Here is a 20,363-nt window from a genome sequence, read left to right as displayed (position 1 = left end):
GAACTTTCACGCTGGATGCGCCGGTAAAAACCCGGATGGTGGAAACGAAGGGGCGAGCGGCGAGATGAGGATCGCGCAGAAATTACCGGGGATTTTTTCGATGATTGATCGAACGTGGCGCGAGAGGCGGGTGCCGAAGCGGCAGGCAGGAAGGTGGTGCGGTGACGTATTCCCGATCAATGATAAGAGAAAACGTTATCCATTAGGATCGAAGTGAATTCGGCCGGGCATCGGAGCGCCGATCTCGGACGGCGCCCGGCCGTTCCGGCGATCCTAAAGCTGCGCCTCGATCGCCGCCTTGTCGATCACCGACCAGACCTGGCGGATCTTGCCGTCATGAAACTCGTAGAACACGTTCTCGGAGAACGTGACCTTCCTGCCGCCGACGGCGAGCCCCATGAACGTTCCTTGCGGCGAACAGGCGAAGCGAAGCCGGCACGCGACGCGCGGCGGCTCGCACGCGAGCAGCCGGATGTCGAACCGGAGATCGGGGATGTCGCGGTAGTCCTGTTCCAGCATCGCGAGGTAACCGGACAGGCCGAGCGGCCGGTCGTTGTGGATCACGTCGTCGGAGACATACTCGCCGAGCGCCGGCCAGTCCTGCCGGTTCAGGCAGTCGATGTACGCGCGATAGCGGGTTGCGAGATCGGTAGCGGTCATGGTCGTGCCTCCGTGTGTCGACGGGGTGAGTGGAGTGCGGCGCGCGTCACCGCGGCGTTGTTGCGCCGGACAAGAACGCGACGAATTCCCGCGTGTACTTCGGCAGCGCATCGAACGACCGCGCGCAGAGCGTCAGCTTCCGGTGGCTCCACGGATCGGACAGCTCGACGAGCCGCACGTCCATCGTCTGCATCGCGCGCTCGGCCGCATGCCGCGACACGATGCCGATGCCCACGCCGCTTGCGATCACGCGGCAGATCGCGTCGAAACTCTTCAGTTGTACGCGATAGCGGATCCGCTTGCCGAGCGCGCGCGCCTGGTCCGCGAGATGCACCTGCAGCGCGCTGCCGTCGGTGAGGCCGATGAAGTCGGCGTCGGCGATCGCGTCGAACGCGACCTTGTCGTGCGACGCGAGCGGATGCGCGGCCGGCACGACGACGATCAGCCAGTCCTCGCGGAACGGCTTCTGTTCGAGCCCGCCGAGGCCGACCGAATCGGCGACGATGCCGACTTCGGCCGTCTTGTTGCGGATCGCATGCACGATCTCCTGGCTGGAGCGCTCCTCGACGCTGATCGACAGCTTCGGATGATGCGGCAGGTAATCGGCCAGCGCGTCGGGCAGGTATTCGCTCAGCGACGCCGTGTTGCACAGCAGCCGGATATGCCCGCGCAGCCCCTGGCCGTATTGCTGCAGTTCGCCGCGCATGTGGTCGATCTGCTGCAGCACGGTGCGCGCGTGGTGTTCGAGTGCGCGGCCCGCATCGGTCGCCTGCGCGCCCGACTTGGTCCGGTGCAGCAGCGGCACGCCGAGCTCGTCCTCCATGCCGCGGATGCGCTCGCTCGCGGCCTGCAGCGTGATGTGCGTGCGCTCGGCGCCGCTCGTGATCGTGCCTGCCTCGCAGATGTTCAGGAAGAGCCGCAGGTCGGTCAGGTCGAAGCGCATGATGGGCGGGGAGCGATAACGTTGGAATGGCCGATAAGTTAGCAGGGAACGGCCGCCCCGGCCTCAGGTGCAGCCTGAGGCCCGGTTCGCCGGTTCCGCATTTTCGGGGCGCGATCGATGTCCGATCATGACCGCACATCAACCGGGGAGCCTGTCATGCAGATCGATTCGTCGTGGGGCGTGTCGTTCAAGATCGCGCTGCATTTGTTGTTCCTGTGCATCGGCATCGCGTGGGCCTGTTCCGAACTCGCCGCCTGGTTGGGTTGAACGTGGCGGGTGTGCCTATTGAAATAAATCGGTCATAGTTTTTAAAAACGAAAATTCTTCCGCTTTCGCGCAAAAAGACCATCAAGTTTTTCCGGATCGGACCGTATTACCGGTAGCGAATGCCGTCCGGCGTCCGGTTCGTGATCGTTTGTCATCATTCTTTGCATCCGGTTACACGTCGGCCGTTCCGTTTTTGAGATGCTTGAAAGATTGTCAAACCGGAGTCGAATCGTCCATGAAAACGCGCGAGTTTCACCGCAATGCGGCGTGGCTGTCGAGCCTGGCCGCCGTGCTCGTCATGGCCGGTTGTGCAAGCACGCAGTCCGTTCCGCCGAGCGATACGCTGGCGGGACAGTCGCCGCCGTCGAGCCGGCCCGCCGCCGCGCCGTCGGCCGCCACGTCCGTCACACCGCCGCCGGCGCCGATTCTCGTCGCGCAGAAGTACGTCGTGAAGCGCGGCGACACGCTGTCGGGCATCGCGTCCGCGAACGACTGCAGCATTGCCGACCTGCGCACCTGGAACAAATTGGGCGCGAACGGCAGGCTGCGTATGGGGCAGGTGCTGCGCATCGTCAAGCAGCAGCCGCTGCCGCCGTCGGGCGCTGCCGGCACGCAGGCCGCCGCGAGCGATGGCACGGCGGGTAACCCGACCGCCGCGCAAGCCACCGCATCGACCGCGAGCGACCATCAGGTCGTCAAGGAAACGAAGCGGCATGCGGGCGGTGTCGCGCTCAAGTGGCCCGCAAACGGCAAGATCGTCGACGGGTTCCGGCCGGGGCAGAACCGCGGCATCCAGATCGCCGGCCGGCCGGGCGACCCGGTGCGCGCCGCGGCCGACGGCCGCGTGATGTATGCGGGCACCGGCCTGAACGATTACGGCAGCCTGATCATCGTCCAGCACAACGCGGATTTCCTCACCGCCTATGCGCACAACCGCAAGCTGCTCGTGAAGACGGGCGACATCGTGCGGCAGGGCGACGAGATCGCCGAGATGGGCGACCTCGACAACTCGCGCGTCGCGCTGCTGTTCGAGGTGCGGCGCGACGGCAAGCCGGTCAATCCGATGCCGTACCTGCCTTCGTCGCAAGGGTGAAGCGGGGTCGTTTCGCTGGAACGCGACGGCGGTCGCTGCTACGCTAGGGTCTGTTCACGCGAGTCCCGTGCATCGCGCGGGGCCGACGGGCGTCTTTCGGGGATGCGCGGCGAATGCCGTCGCGGGCCGGCCGTCGGCGTGAACGCGCGCGCTTCGCCGAGGCGCGCGCGCGTTGCTTCGTGCCACCGTTTCCGACAGAACACACCTCATCCATGGAACACTCTCCGACACGCCGCTCGCTGTTGCTTGCCGCCGTTGCCGCGCCGTTCGTCGCCGCATGCACGTCCGCCCCGGTCGCCGACCAGGGGCGTGCCCACGCCGCGCAAGCCGAACTTGCCGCGCTCGAAACAGCGTCGAACGGCCGGCTCGGCGTGGCCGCGCTCGATACGTCGAACGGCGTGCGCATCGCCCACCATGCGCGCGAGCGCTTCCCGCTGTGCGGCACGTATGCGGTCGTCGCGGCCGCCGCGATGCTCGCGCGCGGCTCGCTCGACGCGTCGCTGCTGCCGCGCCGCATCCTGTACCGCCGCTATGAAATCGTGTCGGGCTCGCCGATTACCGAAAGTCACGTCGACACGGGCATGACGATCGCGCAGCTGTGCGAGGCGATGCTGCAGTCGGGCGACAAAGGCGCGGGCAACCTGCTGATGGGCGTGCTCGGCGGCCCGCAGGCCGTCACGTCGTTCGCGCACGAGAGCGGCGACACGACGTTCCGCCTCGATCGCTGGGAACCCGAACTGAACAAGGTAGCGCCCGGCGACGAACGCGACACGTCGACACCGGTCGCGATGGTCGACACGCTGCAGCGGCTGCTGCTCGGCGACACGCTGCAAGAACCGCAGCGTGCGCAACTGACGGAATGGATGGCCGGCGGCGCGCGCGGCGCGACCGGCATCGCGGCGGGCGTGCCGCCCGGCTGGCGCATCGCGGGCAACGCAGGCACGGGCGGTTACGGCACGACGACCGACATCGCGGTGCTGTGGCCGCCGTCGCGCGCGCCGCTCGTGATGGCCGTGTCGTTCACGCAGCCGCAGGCCGACGCCGCGGCCCGCGCGGACGTCGTCGCGTCGGCGGCGCGCATCGCGGCGGGCGCGCTCACCGCGACGGCCTGAGTTTCCCGCGCCTCGCGCAAAACGGGCGTTTGGCTTATCGTGTCGGTCAGCGCGCGCCGGTGTCGGCGCGCGGTCCTTCCGCGCCGTTTTTCCGTTTTCCCTTCGCCATGCGCCGACTTCCGCCCCTGCACGCGCTGCAGATCTTCTCGACGGTGGCTCGCCACCGCAGCTTCACGCGCGCGGCCGAGCAGCTGTGCATCACGCAGGGCGCGGTGAGCCGGCAGATCCAGACGCTCGAGGCGCATTACGGCTTTCCGCTGTTCAAACGGCATGCGAAGGGCCTCACGCTGACGGCGGAGGGCGAGCAACTGCTGCCGGTCGTCAACGAGAGCTTCGCGCGGATCGAGGACATCTCGATGAAGCTCACGCGGCAGCGCACCGATCTCGCGCTGAAGGTGCCGACCTGCGTGATGCGCTGGATGCTGCCGCGCATCATGCGCTTCCAGGGCGAGCATCCCGATCTCCATGTCCAGATCACGACCGCGTGGCAGCACGTCGTCGATTTCTCGACCGAGCCGTTCGACGCGGCGGTCGTCTACGGCACGTCGCCGGGCGCGGGCGTATTCGCGTTGCCGCTGTTCGACGAGCGGCTGACGCCCGTATGCGCGCCCGAGTTGCGGCAAGCGTCGCCGCTCGACGCGGTCGGCGATCTGGCGCGCCATACGCTGCTGCATCCGACACGCGACCATCGCGACTGGCGGGCGTGGCTCGATCATGCGGGCGAGCGCGGCGTCGATCCCGCGCGCGGGCCGACGTTCGATACGCTCGATCTCGCGACGAACGCGGCGATGCAGGGCTTCGGCGTCGCGATCGGCGACGTGACGCTCGTCGACGACGACGTCAGCGCGCGCCGGCTCGAACGGCCGTTCGACATCGTGCTCGAGACCGGCGCGCGCTACTTCTTCGTGTATCCCGAGAACATCGGCAGCCAGCAGAAGATCCGTGCGTTCAGCGACTGGATCGCGCGCCATCGCGACTGACGCGCGAGCCCGGCGGCGGCTCTTACTGGTAGGTCACGACGGCGATCATCGGTGCCCGGGCGCTGCCCGGACGGTCAGGTAAAACGATTGCGCGCGAGGCCTGCGTAAAGGTCGTGGTCTTGAGCGTGCGCAGGCTTGCCGCGTCGACGAACGCGACCTGCCCGGTCGCCGGGCGCGGGCAGTCGGGGCGCACGTGCGCATGCGCGGCGTCGGTGGTATCGAGCGCGAACGAGCAGGGTGGCTCGACGATCATGCCGGTGAAGTGGATGATGCCGGACGTGCCGGCGGCAAACGAAGAGGACGAGGCCAGAAGCGAGGCAGCCAGGGCGAGCGAGGCGGCGAACAGGCGATGCTTCATGACAGGCTCCAGAGAGGAAGCGCGTCGCAGCGGGGCCGCTCGGATGGCAGTCCGTCAACGCTGCAATGCTGTCTGCGTAAACGGCAATTTCATCGAACCTCTTGAATAAAAAAATCGGGAATGGCGGCCATGAGCAAACGATGCCGCATTCCTTCTATCAATCTATCTCAAATTTGTGCGACCGCAAGTCAGGGTATTGCCGGTGACATAAGCTCGTGGGAGAGGCGTCAACGGATACGGGGTTTGCAGGTGAATCGCAGAGGGCTCGACGCGTCGATGATCTTGCGACTGGCGGTGCGCCAAAAGAAAACGGCCGCTCGCGATGACGAGCGGCCGTTTTGCGCCGGAGCGGGCGATGCGGTGTTCAGCCCGCGCGCTTGCGTACCGCGCCGACAACCACGAGCAGCACGATCGCGCCGATGATCGACGCGATCCAGCCCGCGCCCTGGCCCGGCGCATACCAGCCGGCGGCGCGGCCGACGTAGCCGGCGACCAGCGAGCCGACGACGCCGAGCACGATGGTCATCAGGATGCCCATCTTGTCGTCGCCCGGCTTGAGCGCGCGGGCGAGGAGGCCGACGATGAGCCCGACGACCAGGGTTTCGATGAATTGCAGCATGAACGCCTCCCTATTGCTGTTGATTCGTTGACGAAAGCAAGTTGACCCGTGCGGCGCACAAGGGTTCCATACGGCGGCAAGCCGACGCTTGGCGTGCCGAGTATCGCACGGCCGGTGCGTCGCGCGGATGTCAGGCCGCCGGCGCGTCCGTCACCGGGTCGAGACGGCGGTAGCCTTCGGTCGCGCGCAGCAGCGTGCGCGTGTAGTCGCGCGCGACCTGCCCGGCGCGCACGTCCTCGATCCGCAGCAGTTCGACGATCTCGCCGTGCTGCATCACCGCGACGCGCTGGCACAGGAAGCCGATCACCGCGAGGTTGTGGCTGACGAGGATCATCGTCAGGTTGCGCTCGCGATGCAGGCGGCGCAGCAGGTTCAGGATCTCGGCCTGCACCGACACGTCGAGCGCGGACGTCGGCTCGTCGAGCAGCAGCACGCGCGGCTCGACGATCAGCGCGCGCGCGATCGCGACGCGCTGCCGCTGGCCGCCCGACAACTGGTGCGGATAGCGGAAGCGGAACGCGGGGCCGAGGCCGACCTCGGACAGCGCACGGGCGATCCGCGCATCGGCATCGCCGATCGCGGGGCGGCCCATGCCGTGGATCGACAGCGGCTCGCGCAGCGTCTGGTCGACCGTGAAGCGCGGATGCAGCGACGCGTACGGATCCTGGAACACCATCTGCACGTGACGGCGGAGCGCGCGATCGGGCGTGCCGCCGACCGGCCGCCCGTCGATCGACAGGCCGCCGGACGCGAGCGGCACGAGGCCCGTCAGCGCGCGCAGCAGCGTCGACTTGCCGGAACCCGATTCGCCGACGAGCCCGAACACTTCGCCGTCGCGCACCGCGAAGCTCGCGTCGCGCACGGCGTCGACGTGACCCGTGCGGGTCGGGAAACGGATCGATGCGTGATCGACGTCGATCATCGTGCGGCCTCCTGTCGATCGGCGGGCGGGATGGCGTGCGACGCGGGGTCGAGCCACGCCGGATCGCGTTGCAGCACGGGCAGTTCGTCCGGCGGGTTCGCGAGCGGCGGGTTCGCCGCGAGCAGCCCGCGCGTATAGGGATGAGATGCGTCGCGCAGGTCGCGCGCGGCGCAGGTTTCGACTACGCGGCCCGCATACATCACCGCGACGCGATCGCAGAACGACATCACGAGCGGCAGGTCGTGGCTGATGAACATCAGGCCCGTGCCGTGCCGCGCGATCATCGCGTCGAGCACCGCGAGCACCTGCATCGAGACCGCGACGTCGAGCGCGGACGTCGGCTCGTCGGCGATCAGCAGGCGCGGGCCGGTCGACACCATCATCGCGATCATCACGCGCTGGCCCATGCCGCCCGACAGCTCGTGCGGATACGCATCGGCGACGCGCGCCGGGTCGCGGATCTGCACGGCCGAGAGCGCGTCGACGATCCGCTCGCGCAGCGCGCGGCCGCGCAGCCCGGGCTCGTGCAGCCGGAACGCCTCGCCCATCTGCTTCGCGACCGTCATCACCGGGTTCAGCGAGTATTTCGGGTCCTGCAGGATCATGCCCATCTGGCTGCCGCACAGCCGCCGGCGTTCGCGCGGCGACATCGCGAGCAGATCGTGGCCCGCGAAGCGCATCGTGCGCGCCGAGCAGCGCGCGGCGTCGGGCAGCAGGCCGAGCAGCGCGCGGCCGGTCAGCGACTTGCCGGAGCCCGACTCGCCGACGATGCCGAGCCGTTCGCCGGGCGCGAGCGTCAGCGACAGGTCGCGCACGGCATCGGAGACGACGCCGTCATGGCCGCGAAAGCCGATCTTCAGGCCGTCGATCTCGCAGAGCGGCGCGGGCGCGGTGGCGGAATTCATCGGCATGTCACGCTCCATGGCGGGGATCGAAGACGTCGCGCAGCCCGTCGCCGAGCAGGTTGAACGCGAGGCTCACGAGCAGGATCGCGATGCCGGGCAGCGTCGCGACCCACCACGCGTCGAGCAGCACGTTGCGGCCCGACGCGACCATGAAGCCCCACTCGGGGCTCGGCGGCTGCGCGCCGAGGCCGAGGAAGCCGAGGCCCGCGACGGTCAGGATGACGCCCGCCATGTCGAGCGTCGCGCGCACGATCACCGACGACATGCACAGCGGCACGATGTAGCGCAGCAGGATGCGCGGGCCCGACGCGCCCTGCAGCCGCGCGGCGTGGATGTAGTCGGCCTGCGCGATGCGGATCGTCTCCGCGCGCGCGAGCCGCGCATACGCGGGCCACGCGGTGATCGAGATCGCGACGACCGCGTTGATCACGCCGGGCCCGAGCGCGGCCGCGAACGCGAGCGCGAGCACGATCTTCGGGAAGGCGAGCGCGACGTCGGTGATGCGCATCAGCACGCTGTCGACGAAGCCGCCGCAATAGCCGGCCGTCGTGCCGATCAGCAGGCCGATCGGCACGACGATCGCGACGACGAGCAGCGCGATGCCGAGCGTGAGGCGCGAACCGGCGATCAGCCGCGAGAGGATGTCGCGGCCGAGCTGGTCGGTGCCGAGCCAGTGCGACGGCGAGCCGGGCGGCAGCAGGCGGTCGGACAGCACCTGGCGCAGCGGATCGTGCGGCATGATCAGCGGGCCGACGATCGCGACGACGATCAGTCCGACGAGGATCGCGAGCCCGAACAGGTTGAGCGGATTGGTGGCGAAACGGCGCCAGCGTCGGTACGCGAGGCCGAGCGCGGCCTGCGAACGTGACGCGGGCGCGTCGGAAAGCAGCCACGCGCGCAGCGTGAGGCGCTCGGCGTTCATGATTGGACGACCTTGGGCATCGGCGATGACGGAAACGGGGTGGAAGCGGACATGTCGGGGCGGCCCTCAGCGCGCACGCGGATCGAACACGCGGTACAGCGCGTCGGTCAGCAGGTTGACGGTGATGAACATCGCGCCGATCACGAGCGTCGCGCCGAGCACCGCGTTCATGTCGGCGTTCAGCAGCGCGCCTGTCAGGTACGAGCCGAGCCCCGGCCACGCGAATACGATCTCGGTCAGCACCGAGCCTTCGAGCAGGTTGCTGTACGTGAGCGCGATCACGGTGAGCAGCGGCACCGCGATGTTGCCGAACGCGTGCCGCCAGATCACGCGGCGCTCGGACAGGCCCTTCGCGCGCGCGGTGACGATGTATTCCTGGGTCAACTGGTCGAGCATGAACGAGCGCGTCATGCGGCTCAGGTAGGCAACCGAGTAGTAGCCGAGGATCGCCGCCGGCAGCGCGATATGCGACACCGCGTTGCGAAATACATCCCACTCGCCCGCGAGCGCCGCATCGATCAGCAGGCTGCCCGTGCGCGGATCGACCATTCCGTCGTACACCGGATCGAGCCGGCCGGGCCCGCCGACCCAGTGCAGCCGCGCGTAGAACAGCAGCAGCCCCATCAGCCCGAGCCAGAACACGGGCACCGAATTGCCGATCAGCCCGACGAAGCGTGCGATGTGGTCGATCGGCCGGTTGTGCTTCACGGCGGCCGCGACGCCGAGCGGCACGCCGATCGCGATGCCGATCAGCGTCGCGATCGTCGCCAGTTCGAGCGTGGCCGGGAACACGCGCTTGATGTCGTCGAGCACGGGGTTCGCCGTCAGCAGCGACATGCCGAGATTGCCGTGCAGCACGTCGCGCGCGTAGATCAGGAATTGCGTGACGAGCGGCTTGTCGAGCCCGAGCGCGATGCGCTCGGCCGCGTACGCCTCGGCCGACGCGCGATCGCCGAGGATCGCGAGCACGGGATCGATCGGCACCTTGCGGCCGATCACGAACGTCAGCGCAAGCAGCCCCGTGAACGTGACGGCGAGCGTGAGCGCCCAGCGCAGCACGCGCAGTGCCCAGCGCACGGCCGGGCGCCGCGCGGGCAGCGTGCGCAGTGCTTCGAGGGAGGAGGCGGGAGTCGACATGCGGCGAATCTTATTGCTTCTTCAGGTTACGGTACGACACGAGATCGTTGATCGGCCCGACTTCGAGCCCGCTCACGCCGGGCCGCGTCGCGACCTGCGCGACTTTCTCGAACATGATCACGAACGGCGAGCGCGCGAGCATGTCCTTCTGCATCGCCTGATAGCGCTGCGCCCGTTTTGCGGCAGTCGGTTCGGCGAGCGCCGTGTCGGTTTCCTTCGTCAGTTGCGGGATGTCCCAGCTGTTGCGCCAGGCCAGCATTTTATAGCTCGACTTGTCGGAATTGTCGGGGTTCCACGCAAAACCCTGCGCGTTGCTGTGCGGATCGATGTAGTCGGCCGACCATTCGCCGATGTAGATGTCGTGCTGGCGTGCACGGTATTTCGCGAGCGTCTGCTTGTTGTCGCCGGGGATCAGCTGCACCTTGATGCCCGCCTGCGCGAAGTTCGCCTGCACGGCCTGCGCGATCTCGGTGTACGGATAGTCGTTGCGCACATCCATCGTCACCGAAAAGCCGTCGGGCACGCCGGCCTTCGCAAGCAGCGCCTTCGCCTTCGCGACGTCGAGCTTGTACGGGTTCGTGTTCAGCGTGCCGAGGAAGCCTTCGGGCAGGAAGGTCTGGTGCACCTTGTAGGTCGTCTTCACGACATTGCCCTGGATGCCGGCATAGTCGACGAGCCATTTCAGCGCTTCCTGCACGTCGGGTTTCGCGAGCGTCGGGTTCTTCGTGTTCAGGCCGAGATACAGCAGCGTCGCCTGCGGCGATGCCGCGACCTTCGCCTTGCCGGATTTCACGACCGACGCGAGATCGTCGGGGCTCAGGTCGCGCGCCGCATCGACGTCGCCGTTTTCCAGCAGCAGGCGCTGGCTCGCGGCTTCGGGCACATGGCGCAGCACGATGCGCTTCATCGCGAGCGGCAGCCGGTAGCCGTCGAAGCGCTGCAGCACGAGGCTGTCGCCGGCCGTCCATTTCACCAGCTTGTAGCCGCCGGAGCCGGCCTCGTTGGTCTTCAGCCATGCGTTGCCGAAGTCGTTGCCCTGCTGGTGCGACAGCAGCAGCTTCCTGTCCAGCACCGATGCGGGCCACGAGCCGAGCACGTTCAGCACGAAGGTCGGCGCGTACTTGCGGTCGGTCGTGACCGACACCGTCAGGTCGTCGAGCTTCTTCACATTGGCCGCGACGTTCGCCTTCGTCAGGCCGATACCGGTCAGCACGGCAGCCGGGCCCTTGTCGAGCAGCACCGCGCGCTGGATCGACCACGCGACGTCGTCGGCCGTCAGCGGGTTGCCCGAGTGGAACTTGAGGCCGGGGCGCAGCTTGAACGTGTAGGTCAGCCCGTCGGCGCTCACCGTCCACGACTGCGCGACATCGCCGTTGAATTTCGACGGATCGCGCAGGTCGACGCGCACGAGCCGGTCGTATGTATTCGCGACGTATTCCTCCGGCACCAGCTCGTAGATCTCGCCCGGATCGAGCGTCGTGAATTCGTCGAGCAGCGTGGCCATCACGAACAGGTCCTTCGGCGTTTCCGCGCGCGCGGCGGAAAGCGGAACGGCGGCGAGAACGGACGCGGCGGCCAGCGCCGCGACGAGCCGGGATGTCAGGAGTTTCATGTGCGCTGCTCCATCTGTTGTTGAAGTCATTGAACGTGAACGGTGAGGGAAAGGTGCATGGCCATCACATCAGGCGCCACGGGCCGCTTGCCGCGTTGTCGATCTGCGGCAATGCGCGCGAGCCGGGCAGTTCGTAGTGCCACCATTCGCTGTCGATGTGCGCGAAGCCGGCTGCATGCATCACGCCGAGCAGCAGCAGCCGGTTGCGTTGCACGGCGTCGGGCAGCCCCGCGTGGAAGTGGCCCGACGCGGCGACCATCTCGTCGAAGCCCGTGCCCATGTCGAGCGGCTCGCCGTTCGCGCCGACCAGCGTCAGGTCGAGCGCGGTGCCGCGGCTGTGATTCGAGCCGCGGCCGAGATCGGCGACGAAGTCCGGATCGGGCAGGAAATCCCACAGCACCTGCTGCGCCTGCGGCGGCCGGTACGCGTCGTAGATGCGCAGCGTGAAGCCGGCTTGCTCGGCGACGTCCACCGCGCGGCGCAGCGCGGCTTCGGCCGGCGCGAGCAGCAGGCAGTGCGCGCGGCGGTAGATCGGCTTGCCGGTCAAATTGCGGTCGGTCGCATAGACGAGATCGAGTTCGACGCGATGCGTGGCTGGCGTGATTTCGACGAGGCGGTGATCGTTCATCGGCAGGGTGGGTTCGCTCAGGATTCGAATTGGTCGAACGTATGCTGCAGTTCGCGGTTGCGCGCGACACGCCGGTCGATTGCGGGGCCGAGGCGGTCGACGACGGCCGTGATCAGCAGGTTGAACAGGCAGGTGAGCGGCGCGAGCGAATCCCAGAACTGGCCGACGTCGGTCTTCACCTGCAGCAGGTCGGCCGGCCATTCGCGCGCCCACGGGCAGGAGAGATCGGTGACCAGCGCGAACGGCTGCCCGCGCTCGGCGGCCGCCTGGCAATAGCGGCGCGCGCTGCGCGAATACGCGCGCGTGTCGGTGACGATGCAGTACGGCCGCTCGAATTCGGAATTCAGCGAATCGACATACGAGCCCGACTGGCCGTCGGAATAGAACACGCGCGGGCGCAGGTATTCGAGGTAGCTGCTGAATGCGGTGCTGATCCCGCGCGTCGACTGGATGCCGAGGATGAACACGGCATCGGCATGCGCGATCCGGTCGGCAACCTGCGCGAAAACCGGGCCTTCGGCGAGCCGGTACACGTGGCGGATCGCATCGAGCTCGCGTTCGAGCGACGACGCGAGCGTGCCGTTGCCGTTGCTGTTGCCTTCGGCCGGTTGCGCGCCGGCGACGCGGCGGTATTCGTCGAGCCGGTCGGTGATCATCCACGGGCGATCGCCGCCGCCGCGCAGCTCGCGCTTCAGGTCGTCGAGATTGCGGTAGCCGACGCTGCGCAGGAAGCGCCCGACCGAGATGCCGCTGGTGCCGGCCTGCTGCGCGATCTGGTCGGCCGTCTCGAGCCCGAGCCGGTCGAGGTTCGCGAGCATGTAGCTCGCGATGCGCTTCGCGGTCGGCGTCAGCTCGGCGTAGCGGGATTCGACGGTATGGGCGAACGCGCAGGTCATCGGATGTTAGATCGTTGTCGTTTGATGATCGAATGTCATCCATCTAACAAAGCCAAAATCATTCGCGCCAGCAGGGAAAAACTATGGTCGGAGGATAGGTGATAGGGTCGAAAGCGTGATCAAGAGCCAGGCAGACGCGTGCAAACGGGGGTTTTATCTCTGTCAGGAATATTTTACGTTTATGTCTGACAGAGATAATTTGCGTTTATGCCTGACAGCAATATACTGCAGGGATTGCCTACCGGAATCCACGCCGTGAATTTCATCGTCAATACCCCCGCGCAACTGGGCGAAATCCTGTCGTCCGCGCGTCAGGCCAAGGGCCTCACGCAAGCCGAAGCGGCGGCGCGAATCGGCGTGGGGCAGTCGCGTCTGTCGTCGCTCGAATCCACGCGTGCCGAAAGCCTGTCGCTCAGCCAGTTGCTCGAACTGACCGCGCTGTACGGTCTCGAGCTCAGCATCCGCACGAAGGACGGGCGCGACGCAGCCGACGTCGAGTGGTAAGCAATGGGCCGCAAATCGCACACCCGCGCGTTGTCGATCTGGGCGAATGGCCAGCGGGTCGGCACATGGCGGATTCCCGCGCGCGGCGACATGGAACTGCGGTACGACACCGGCTGGAAGCAGTCGGCCGTCGGCCGCCCGTTGTCGCTGTCGCTGCCGTTTGGTGTCGGCGACGCACCGTTGCGCGGCGAACGCGTCAATCACTATTTCGACAACCTGCTTCCGGACAGCGACGCCATCCGGCGCCGATTGGCCGCCCGGTTCGGCACGGCGACGATCGAGCCGTTCGATCTGCTCGCCGCGCTCGGTCGCGACTGCGTCGGGGCGGTGCAATTGCTCGGCGAAGACGATGCGCCTGCCGGCCTGGATCGCATCGACGGTACGCCGCTGTCGGACGATGACGTTGCACGCGTGCTCGATCAGGCGAGCGGTGTGGCGGCGGCGGGCGGGGACGACGACGATTTCCGGCTGTCACTGGCCGGTGCGCAGGAAAAAACGGCACTGCTTTTCCACGACGGACGATGGATGCGCCCGCATGGTGCGACGCCGACGACGCATATCCTCAAGTTGCCGCTCGGGCTGGTCGGCAACAAGCGAGCCGATCTCACGGCCTCCGTCGAGAACGAGTGGCTGTGTCTCGCGATCCTGCGCGCATTCGGCCTGCCGGCGGCGCGGGCGGAAATCGTGCGTTTCGGCGGGCACAAGGTGCTGTCGGTCGAGCGTTTCGATCGTGCGCTGCATCGTGACGGCGGATGGCTGTTGCGCTTGCCGCAGGAGGACTTCTGTCAGGCGCTCGGCGTGCCGCCTCACCTGAAATACGAGTCGCAGGGCGGCCCAGGCGTGCCCGACCTGGCCGGCATCCTGCGCCGTTCGGAAGCGGCGCAGCAGGATCTCGACACGCTGTTCGCCGCGCTGATCGTGTTCTGGATGCTCGCTGCACCGGACGGGCACGCGAAGAACTTCAGCCTGCGCCTGCTGCCGGGCGGCCGCTTTCGCCTCACGCCGCTCTACGACGTGATGTCGATCTGGCCGGTCGAAGGCGACGGCGCGAACCAGTGGTCGTGGCACAAGGCGAAACTCGCGATGGCCGTGCACGGCAAGCGCAAGCACTATGCGATGCGCGACATTACGCGCCGGCACTTCAGCGCGATGGCCGAAACCTGCCTGCTCGGCGATATCGCGACGCCGATCGTCGAACGGCTCGTCGCCATGACGCCGCAAGTGATCGAGTCGGTCGGTGCTGCATTGCCTCCCGGGTTTCCGGCGAGGGTCGCGGAGCGCATTCTGGGCGGATTGCAGTTCGCCGCGCAGCGTCTCGCCGACATGCCGCGGGAGTGAGCCGCCTCTCTTCGGCGCGGCCGGGCTAGCCCACGTTCGACGTCTCGGCATTCGCAAGCTTCCAGCCGGATGATCAGTTGTCCGGATCGATTGCGCCGCAACGTGATCGCGCGCTGCGCACATCAAATCTCCTCTTGCCGCCGTTCCGGGCATGACAGCCGCGCCCGGCCGTGTTTCCGCATTTACCGGAATCGACCGGTTCACCGGTATCTGCCGCAGACATCCCGCGGCACCACAATAATTACAAAATTAAATCCAGCAGATTAAATCATTAATTCAGATAAATTATTCATTTAAGTTTTTATCCGATTTGGATTTAACTTGCGTCACGGGATGTTCGATTTTCAATAATCTGAAAAACGGCATGTGTTCCGTAATGGAAATCCGATTAATTGCAGAAATGAAGAGGAAATCATGACGAATCTTTCTCGACGCAGGATGCTGGCGGGCGCGGCCGGCGCCATTGCCGCAGCGGGAATTGCCGTATCGGCCAAGGCCGCATCGTTCGGCAATCCGGACAGCCCGCCGGAAGGCGCGGTGAATGCGCGCAACCGCCAGGGCCTGACCGACCCGGGTCCTAAAAATCCGGCAATCGCGAATCAGTTTCCGTCTTTTCAGGATCCGCCGGCCACCGATATCAACGGGATGCCGTTATTCTGGGCATCTTTCAATAATGCGCATAAAAGAATTCAAAATGGCGGGTGGGCGCGCGAAGTCACGCAGGACGATTTTGCGATTTCCGAAACCATTTCCGGCGTCAACATGCGCCTGACGCGCGGCGGCATTCGCGAGATGCACTGGCACCAGCAGGCCGAGTGGGCCATCATGCTCGACGGCCGCTGCCGGATCACGGTGCTCGACGAATTGGGGCGGCCGTCGGTGCAGGACGTGAAAACCGGCGATCTCTGGTATTTCCCGCCGGGCCTGCCGCATTCGCTGCAGGGTGTCGGCACCGACGGCGCCGAATTCCTGCTCGCGTTCGACAACGGCCGTGCGTCGGAATTCAACACGCTGCTGCTGACCGACTGGGTCGCGCACACACCGCCCGACGTGCTCGCGCTCAACTTCGGCGTGCCGGCCGATGCGTTCAGGAATATTCCGCTCGACAACCTGTGGATCTTCCAGGGCGACGAGCCTGGCCCGCTCGGGGAAGCCCAGCGTGCGTCGGCTTCGTTGGCCGGTGCGCCGCCGCATCCGTTCATCTTCTCGCTCGGCGGCATGAAACCGGTCAGGAAGACGCGCGGCGGCGAAGTGCGGATCGCGGACAGCACGAACTTCAACGTGTCGACGACCGTCGCGGCGGCGCTCGTCACCGTGCATCCGGGCGGCATGCGCGAGCTGCACTGGCACCCGAACGCGGACGAATGGCAGTACTACCTGCAGGGCGAGGCGCGGATGACCGTGTTCGACACGGGGCCGAAGGCGCAGACGGCCGACTTCCGCGCGGGCGACGTCGGGTACGTGAAGAAGGGCCTCGGGCACTACGTGCAGAACACGGGCAACACCGACCTGGTGTTCCTCGAGATCTTCAAGACCGACCGCTATGCGGAAGTGTCGCTGTCCGACTGGCTCGCGCATACGCCGCCGAAGCTCGTCGAGGCGCACCTGAACGTCGCGCCGGACGTGATCGCGCAGTTTCCGCGCAACCGTCCCGACGTCGTGCCGCTGTAACGCGGCCGTGGCCGGCAGGCGGCATGCCGGCCGCGGCGCCCGCTCCCGAGTCAGCCTTCCTCATTCGAACGGAACACCACCATGATTCCTGTCCCGAGCAAACCCGCCGGCGGCTTCGCGCTGCCGGGCCGGTCCACCGAGCGCACCGACGGCGCGGCGCGCGCCGCGCTGGAAGGGCGGCGCACCGGCGTCGCCGCGCTGCTGCCGTTCGTCGGCCCGGCCGTGATCGCGTCGATCGGCTATATGGACCCCGGCAACTTCGCGACCAACATCCAGGCCGGCGCCGCGTACGGCTACCGGCTGCTGTGGGTCGTGCTGACCGCGAACGCGATCGCGATGCTGTTCCAGGCGATGTCGGCGAAACTCGGCATCGTGACCGGCCGCAATCTCGCGGAGCTGTGCCGCGACCGGTTTCCCGCGCCGGTCGTGTGGAGCATGTGGGTCGCGTCCGAGATCGCCGCGATGGCGACCGATCTCGCCGAATTCCTCGGCGGCGCGCTCGCGTTCGGGCTGTTGTGCCACCTGTCGCTGTTCGCGGGGATGATCGCGACGGCGTTCGCGACCTGCGCGATCCTCGCGCTCGAAAAGCGCGGCTTCCGGCCGCTGGAAGCCGCGATCGCGGCGCTGGTCGGCGTGATCGGCGCGTGCTATCTCGGCGAACTGCTGATCGCGCCGCAGGACTGGCACGCGGTCGCGTTCCATCTGGTCGTCCCGCAGCTTCCGGATCACGCGGCGCTGACGATTGCGGTCGGGATCATCGGCGCGACGATCATGCCGCACACGCTGTATCTGCATTCGGGCCTCACGCAGGATCGCACCGCGCCGCGCGACGATACGGAGCGGCGGCGGCTCGTGCGTTTTTCGAACCGCGAGGTCGTCGTCGCGCTCGGGCTGGCCGGGTTCGTGAATCTCGCGATGGTGATGATGGCGTCGTCGGCGTTCCACCTGAGCGCGCCGGGCATGACCGACATCGGCGCCGCGTATCACACGCTGATCCCGGTGCTCGGGCCGGCGGCCGGCGCGCTGTTTCTCGTTGCGCTGCTGACGTCGGGCGTGTCGAGTTCGGTGGTCGGCACGATGGCCGGGCAGGTCGTGATGCAGGGCTTCATCCGCCGCCGCATGTCGGTCTGGGTGCGGCGCGCGGTAACGATCGCGCCCGCCTTCGCGGTGGTCGCGCTCGGCTGCGACGTCACGCGCGCGATGGTCGCGAGCCAGGTCGTGCTGAGTTTCGTGCTGCCGATGCCGATGATCGCGCTGCTGATGCTGTCGGCGCGCGAGGACGTGATGGGTGCGTATGCGATGCGGATGCCGCTGCGGATCGTCGCCGGCGCGGCGACGATCGTGATCGTCGGGTTGAATGCGTACCTGGTGTGGGCAGCATTCAATTGAACGGCAGCGGGCCGGCGCTCCCCTCGATCGCCGCGGCCCCACGGCATAGCGCCGGCACGGCGGGGCGTCGCGATTACCCGCGCACCGGCATGGCCGGCCTCGCGGGCAGCCGCGATTACTTCGCGAGCGTCCGGTATGACACGAGGTCGTTGATCGGCCCGATTTCCGGCCCGGTCGCGCCGGGGCGCGTCGCGACCTGCACGACCTTCTCGAACATGATGATGAACGGCGAGTTCGCGAGCACGGCCTTCTGCAGCGCTTCGTACCGCTGCGCGCGTTTCGCGGGAGACGGCTCGACGAGCGCGGCCTCGGTGTCCTTCGTCAGTTGCGGAATGTCCCAGCTGTTGCGCCATGCGAGCATCTTGGTCGGCGACTGGTCCGAGTTGTCCGGATTCCACGCGAAGCCGCGCGCATTGCTGTTCGGGTCCATGTAGTCGGGCGACCATTCGCCGATGAAGATGTCGTGCTGGCGCGCGCGATACTTGCCGATCGCCTGCTTCGCATCGCCGGGAATCAGCTTCACGCGGATGCCGCCCTGCGCGAAGTTCGCCTGCAGCGCCTGGGCGATCTCGAGGTACGGATAGTCGTTCGGCATGTCCATCGTCACGTCGAAGCCGTTCGGCAAGCCGGCCTTCGCGAGCAGCGCCTTCGCTTTCGCGACGTCCTGCTTGTACGGCCGCGCGTTCAGCGTGCCGAGGAAGCCTTCGGGCAGGAAGGTCTCATGCACCTTGTAGGTCGTGCTGACGATGTTGCGCTGGATGCCGTCATAGTCGACCAGCCATTTCATCGCCTGCTGCACGTCCGGTTTCGCGAGGTTCGGGTTCTTCGTGTTCAGGCTCAGGTACAGCAGCGCGGACACCGGCCACGACGCGACCTTGATCTTGCCGGCCTTCGTCAGCGCGGCGAGGCTGTCGGGGCTCAGGTTGCGCGCGGCGTCGGCGTCGCCGTTCTCCAGCAGCAGCCGTTGCGCGGACGCTTCGGGCACATGGCGCAGCACGACGCGTTTCATCGGGTACGGCGTGCGGTATTTCTCGAAGCGCTGCAGCACGATGCTCTCGTTGGGCGTCCACTTGACGAGCTGGTACGGACCCGAGCCCGCATCGTTGGTCCTGAGCCAGCCGCTGCCGAAATCGTTGCCCTGCTGGTGCGACAGCAGCAGCTTCTTGTCGAAGACCGATGCCGGGCACGCGCTCAGCACGTTGAGCACGAAGCTCGGCGCATATTTGCGGTCGGTTTCGAGCACGACGGTCTGCGGATCGACCACGCGCACCTTCTGCATCACGTTTGCCTTCGTGAGGCCGAGATCGGCGAGCACGCCGGCCGGCCCCTTGTCGAGCAGGATGGTGCGCTGCAGCGACCACGCGACGTCGTCGGCGGTCACCGGGTTGCCGGAATGGAACGTGAGGCCGGGGCGCAGCTTGAACGTATAGGTCATGCCGTCGGCGCCGACCGTCCACGATTGCGCGATCTGTCCGTCGAAGCGTGTCGGGTCCTTCAGGTCGACGCGCACGAGCCGTTCGTAGGTGTTCGCGACGTACTCGGACGGCACCAGTTCGTAGATCCCGCTGGGGTCGAGGGTCGTGAATTCGCCGAGCTGCGTGGCGACCACGAAGATGCCGGGCGGCGTGGCAGCCTGCGCCGGCAGCGCCGGAACAAGCGCGACGAGCGCGGCGCTGACGAACAGCCGGGACAGCAGGTGTTTCATGCAGGCTCCATCGGAAAGGAATCGTGGTGCGATTCTCTCATCGACGGCGGCCGGATGAAAATATTCGGCGTGCGCGCCGGGCGGGCGCGCAGGGGCGGGCCGGGCGGGCGCCCGGCGCCGGAACGCGTCAGATCACGCAGCGCGCGATCGCGAAGCGCATCGCTTCCTCGGCCGGCTCGCTGCCCGAGCCGCGCACGACCTTGACGACCGAGCCGTTGCCCGACGGCGTCAGCGTGACGAAGTACGCGTTCGAGCCGACGGCGATGTCGGTCGCGCCGTTGTGCTGCGATTGCCGGGTGTCGGACAGGCGGCTGTCGAGGCAGTTGGCGATCGCGTGGGCCGGACGTTGCGACGACACGTAGATCATCGGCGCCGCGCCGGAGTCGGCCGAGTCGGACGAGGGAGCGGAACCGCAGGCGGCGAGCAGGGCGGCGGGAAGGAGCAGCAGGAATCGTTTCATGGTCGGTCGTCGTGTGTCTCGTATCGAGGCTGGGGCGCGGGGTACGCGAAACGCGAAGCTTCGCGACGAAACCGCCCGGAATCGGGCCGTTTTTGACGGACGACGAGACGGCAGGCGGCTGACGACGGAGTATACCCGCGGCATTTGACGCCGTTGGCGCGTTGAAACGATTCGATACAACAACAAGCACCCGCTGCCGCACGGCGGCAGCGGGCGTTTCAGGCGATGGCGAATGGGCGCTT

At 67.1% G+C, this 20,363-nt stretch carries 20 protein-coding genes; 7 read left to right on the top strand and 13 right to left on the bottom strand.

Annotated elements, in window-relative coordinates:
- Window positions 1-273: 273 nt before the first annotated feature.
- Both BFF94_RS10565 and BFF94_RS10560 read right to left on the bottom strand, forming a co-directional pair.
- The gene (locus BFF94_RS10565) at window positions 274-660 is read right to left on the bottom strand and encodes an ester cyclase (protein WP_128843925.1); all 387 of its coding nucleotides are present in this window, start codon (window positions 658-660) and stop codon (window positions 274-276) included.
- Between the two features lie 46 nt (window positions 661-706).
- Window positions 707-1,603 carry a LysR substrate-binding domain-containing protein gene (locus tag BFF94_RS10560; RefSeq protein WP_128843924.1) on the bottom strand — a complete coding sequence of 299 codons (897 nt, stop codon included), beginning with the start codon at window positions 1,601-1,603 and terminating at the stop codon, window positions 707-709.
- A 502-nt stretch (window positions 1,604-2,105) separates the two neighbouring features.
- On the opposite strand from BFF94_RS10560, the gene BFF94_RS10555 reads away from it, so the two are divergent.
- The 3 genes from BFF94_RS10555 to BFF94_RS10545 all read left to right on the top strand — a co-directional run bounded on the left by BFF94_RS10555 (window position 2,106) and on the right by BFF94_RS10545 (window position 5,055).
- Window positions 2,106-2,963 (top strand): peptidoglycan DD-metalloendopeptidase family protein, encoded by an 858-nt coding sequence (locus tag BFF94_RS10555; protein ID WP_219139299.1) that lies wholly within the window; start codon window positions 2,106-2,108, stop codon window positions 2,961-2,963.
- 212 nt (window positions 2,964-3,175) lie between these two features.
- Window positions 3,176-4,075 carry a class A beta-lactamase gene (gene bla / locus BFF94_RS10550; RefSeq protein WP_219139298.1) on the top strand — a complete coding sequence of 300 codons (900 nt, stop codon included), beginning with the start codon at window positions 3,176-3,178 and terminating at the stop codon, window positions 4,073-4,075.
- A gap of 107 nt (window positions 4,076-4,182) precedes the next feature.
- On the top strand, window positions 4,183-5,055 hold the full coding sequence (locus BFF94_RS10545) for a LysR substrate-binding domain-containing protein (protein ID WP_128841233.1): 873 nt from the start codon (window positions 4,183-4,185) through the stop codon (window positions 5,053-5,055).
- Between the two features lie 22 nt (window positions 5,056-5,077).
- On the opposite strand, the gene BFF94_RS10540 is transcribed toward BFF94_RS10545, so the two are convergent.
- From BFF94_RS10540 to sapR, 9 genes are all read right to left on the bottom strand, one after another.
- Window positions 5,078-5,413, bottom strand: a complete 336-nt coding sequence (locus BFF94_RS10540; RefSeq protein ID WP_128841232.1) for a type 1 fimbrial protein — start codon at window positions 5,411-5,413, stop codon at window positions 5,078-5,080.
- Window positions 5,414-5,777: 364 nt separating this feature from the next.
- The gene (locus BFF94_RS10535) at window positions 5,778-6,032 is read right to left on the bottom strand and encodes a GlsB/YeaQ/YmgE family stress response membrane protein (RefSeq protein WP_114179635.1); all 255 of its coding nucleotides are present in this window, start codon (window positions 6,030-6,032) and stop codon (window positions 5,778-5,780) included.
- A 130-nt stretch (window positions 6,033-6,162) separates the two neighbouring features.
- Window positions 6,163-6,954 (bottom strand): ABC transporter ATP-binding protein, encoded by a 792-nt coding sequence (locus BFF94_RS10530; protein WP_219139297.1) that lies wholly within the window; start codon window positions 6,952-6,954, stop codon window positions 6,163-6,165.
- Window positions 6,951-7,865, bottom strand: coding sequence for an ABC transporter ATP-binding protein (locus BFF94_RS10525; protein WP_219139296.1), 915 nt, complete (start codon window positions 7,863-7,865; stop codon window positions 6,951-6,953). Before BFF94_RS10525 ends, BFF94_RS10530 begins: the two co-directional genes overlap by 4 nt.
- 1 nt (window position 7,866) lies before the next feature.
- The gene (gene nikC, locus BFF94_RS10520) at window positions 7,867-8,781 is read right to left on the bottom strand and encodes a nickel transporter permease (RefSeq protein WP_128841230.1); all 915 of its coding nucleotides are present in this window, start codon (window positions 8,779-8,781) and stop codon (window positions 7,867-7,869) included.
- Between the two features lie 66 nt (window positions 8,782-8,847).
- The gene (locus BFF94_RS10515; protein WP_128841229.1) at window positions 8,848-9,918 is read right to left on the bottom strand and encodes an ABC transporter permease; all 1,071 of its coding nucleotides are present in this window, start codon (window positions 9,916-9,918) and stop codon (window positions 8,848-8,850) included.
- Between the two features lie 10 nt (window positions 9,919-9,928).
- Window positions 9,929-11,530 carry an ABC transporter substrate-binding protein gene (locus BFF94_RS10510; RefSeq protein WP_128841228.1) on the bottom strand — a complete coding sequence of 534 codons (1,602 nt, stop codon included), beginning with the start codon at window positions 11,528-11,530 and terminating at the stop codon, window positions 9,929-9,931.
- Window positions 11,531-11,594: 64 nt separating this feature from the next.
- Window positions 11,595-12,158, bottom strand: coding sequence for a D-alanyl-D-alanine dipeptidase (gene ddpX / locus BFF94_RS10505; RefSeq protein ID WP_162285520.1), 564 nt, complete (start codon window positions 12,156-12,158; stop codon window positions 11,595-11,597).
- A gap of 17 nt (window positions 12,159-12,175) precedes the next feature.
- Window positions 12,176-13,054, bottom strand: coding sequence for a sap1 transcriptional regulator SapR (sapR, locus tag BFF94_RS10500; RefSeq protein WP_219139295.1), 879 nt, complete (start codon window positions 13,052-13,054; stop codon window positions 12,176-12,178).
- Window positions 13,055-13,309: 255 nt separating this feature from the next.
- Here sapR and BFF94_RS10495 point away from each other — a divergent pair, with 255 nt between their 5' ends.
- The 4 genes from BFF94_RS10495 (at window position 13,310) to BFF94_RS10480 (ending at window position 17,956) form a co-directional block, all read left to right on the top strand.
- Window positions 13,310-13,558 carry a helix-turn-helix domain-containing protein gene (locus tag BFF94_RS10495; RefSeq protein ID WP_128847111.1) on the top strand — a complete coding sequence of 83 codons (249 nt, stop codon included), beginning with the start codon at window positions 13,310-13,312 and terminating at the stop codon, window positions 13,556-13,558.
- Window positions 13,559-13,561: 3 nt separating this feature from the next.
- Complete coding sequence (locus BFF94_RS10490; RefSeq protein ID WP_128847109.1) at window positions 13,562-14,896, top strand: type II toxin-antitoxin system HipA family toxin; 1,335 nt, start codon at window positions 13,562-13,564, stop codon at window positions 14,894-14,896.
- 414 nt (window positions 14,897-15,310) lie between these two features.
- A complete protein-coding gene (locus BFF94_RS10485) occupies window positions 15,311-16,567 on the top strand; it encodes an oxalate decarboxylase family bicupin (protein WP_128847106.1) in 1,257 nt (418 codons plus the stop codon).
- Window positions 16,568-16,648: 81 nt separating this feature from the next.
- On the top strand, window positions 16,649-17,956 hold the full coding sequence (locus BFF94_RS10480; RefSeq protein WP_219139294.1) for an Nramp family divalent metal transporter: 1,308 nt from the start codon (window positions 16,649-16,651) through the stop codon (window positions 17,954-17,956).
- A gap of 115 nt (window positions 17,957-18,071) precedes the next feature.
- Here BFF94_RS10480 and BFF94_RS10475 read toward each other — a convergent pair whose 3' ends face one another.
- Window positions 18,072-19,661: an ABC transporter substrate-binding protein gene (locus BFF94_RS10475; RefSeq protein WP_128848244.1), complete on the bottom strand. Its 1,590-nt coding sequence runs from the start codon at window positions 19,659-19,661 to the stop codon at window positions 18,072-18,074.
- A gap of 127 nt (window positions 19,662-19,788) precedes the next feature.
- The gene (locus tag BFF94_RS10470) at window positions 19,789-20,121 is read right to left on the bottom strand and encodes a sugar ABC transporter ATPase (RefSeq protein ID WP_128846828.1); all 333 of its coding nucleotides are present in this window, start codon (window positions 20,119-20,121) and stop codon (window positions 19,789-19,791) included.
- Window positions 20,122-20,363: the final 242 nt, after the last annotated feature.

Origin of the sequence: Burkholderia catarinensis (assembly GCF_001883705.2) — a bacterium.
In the GTDB taxonomy this organism is placed as follows: Bacteria; Pseudomonadota; Gammaproteobacteria; order Burkholderiales; family Burkholderiaceae; genus Burkholderia; species Burkholderia catarinensis.
The sequence above is the reverse complement of the archived record's forward strand: the minus strand, read 5'-3'. Positions and strand labels throughout refer to the sequence as shown.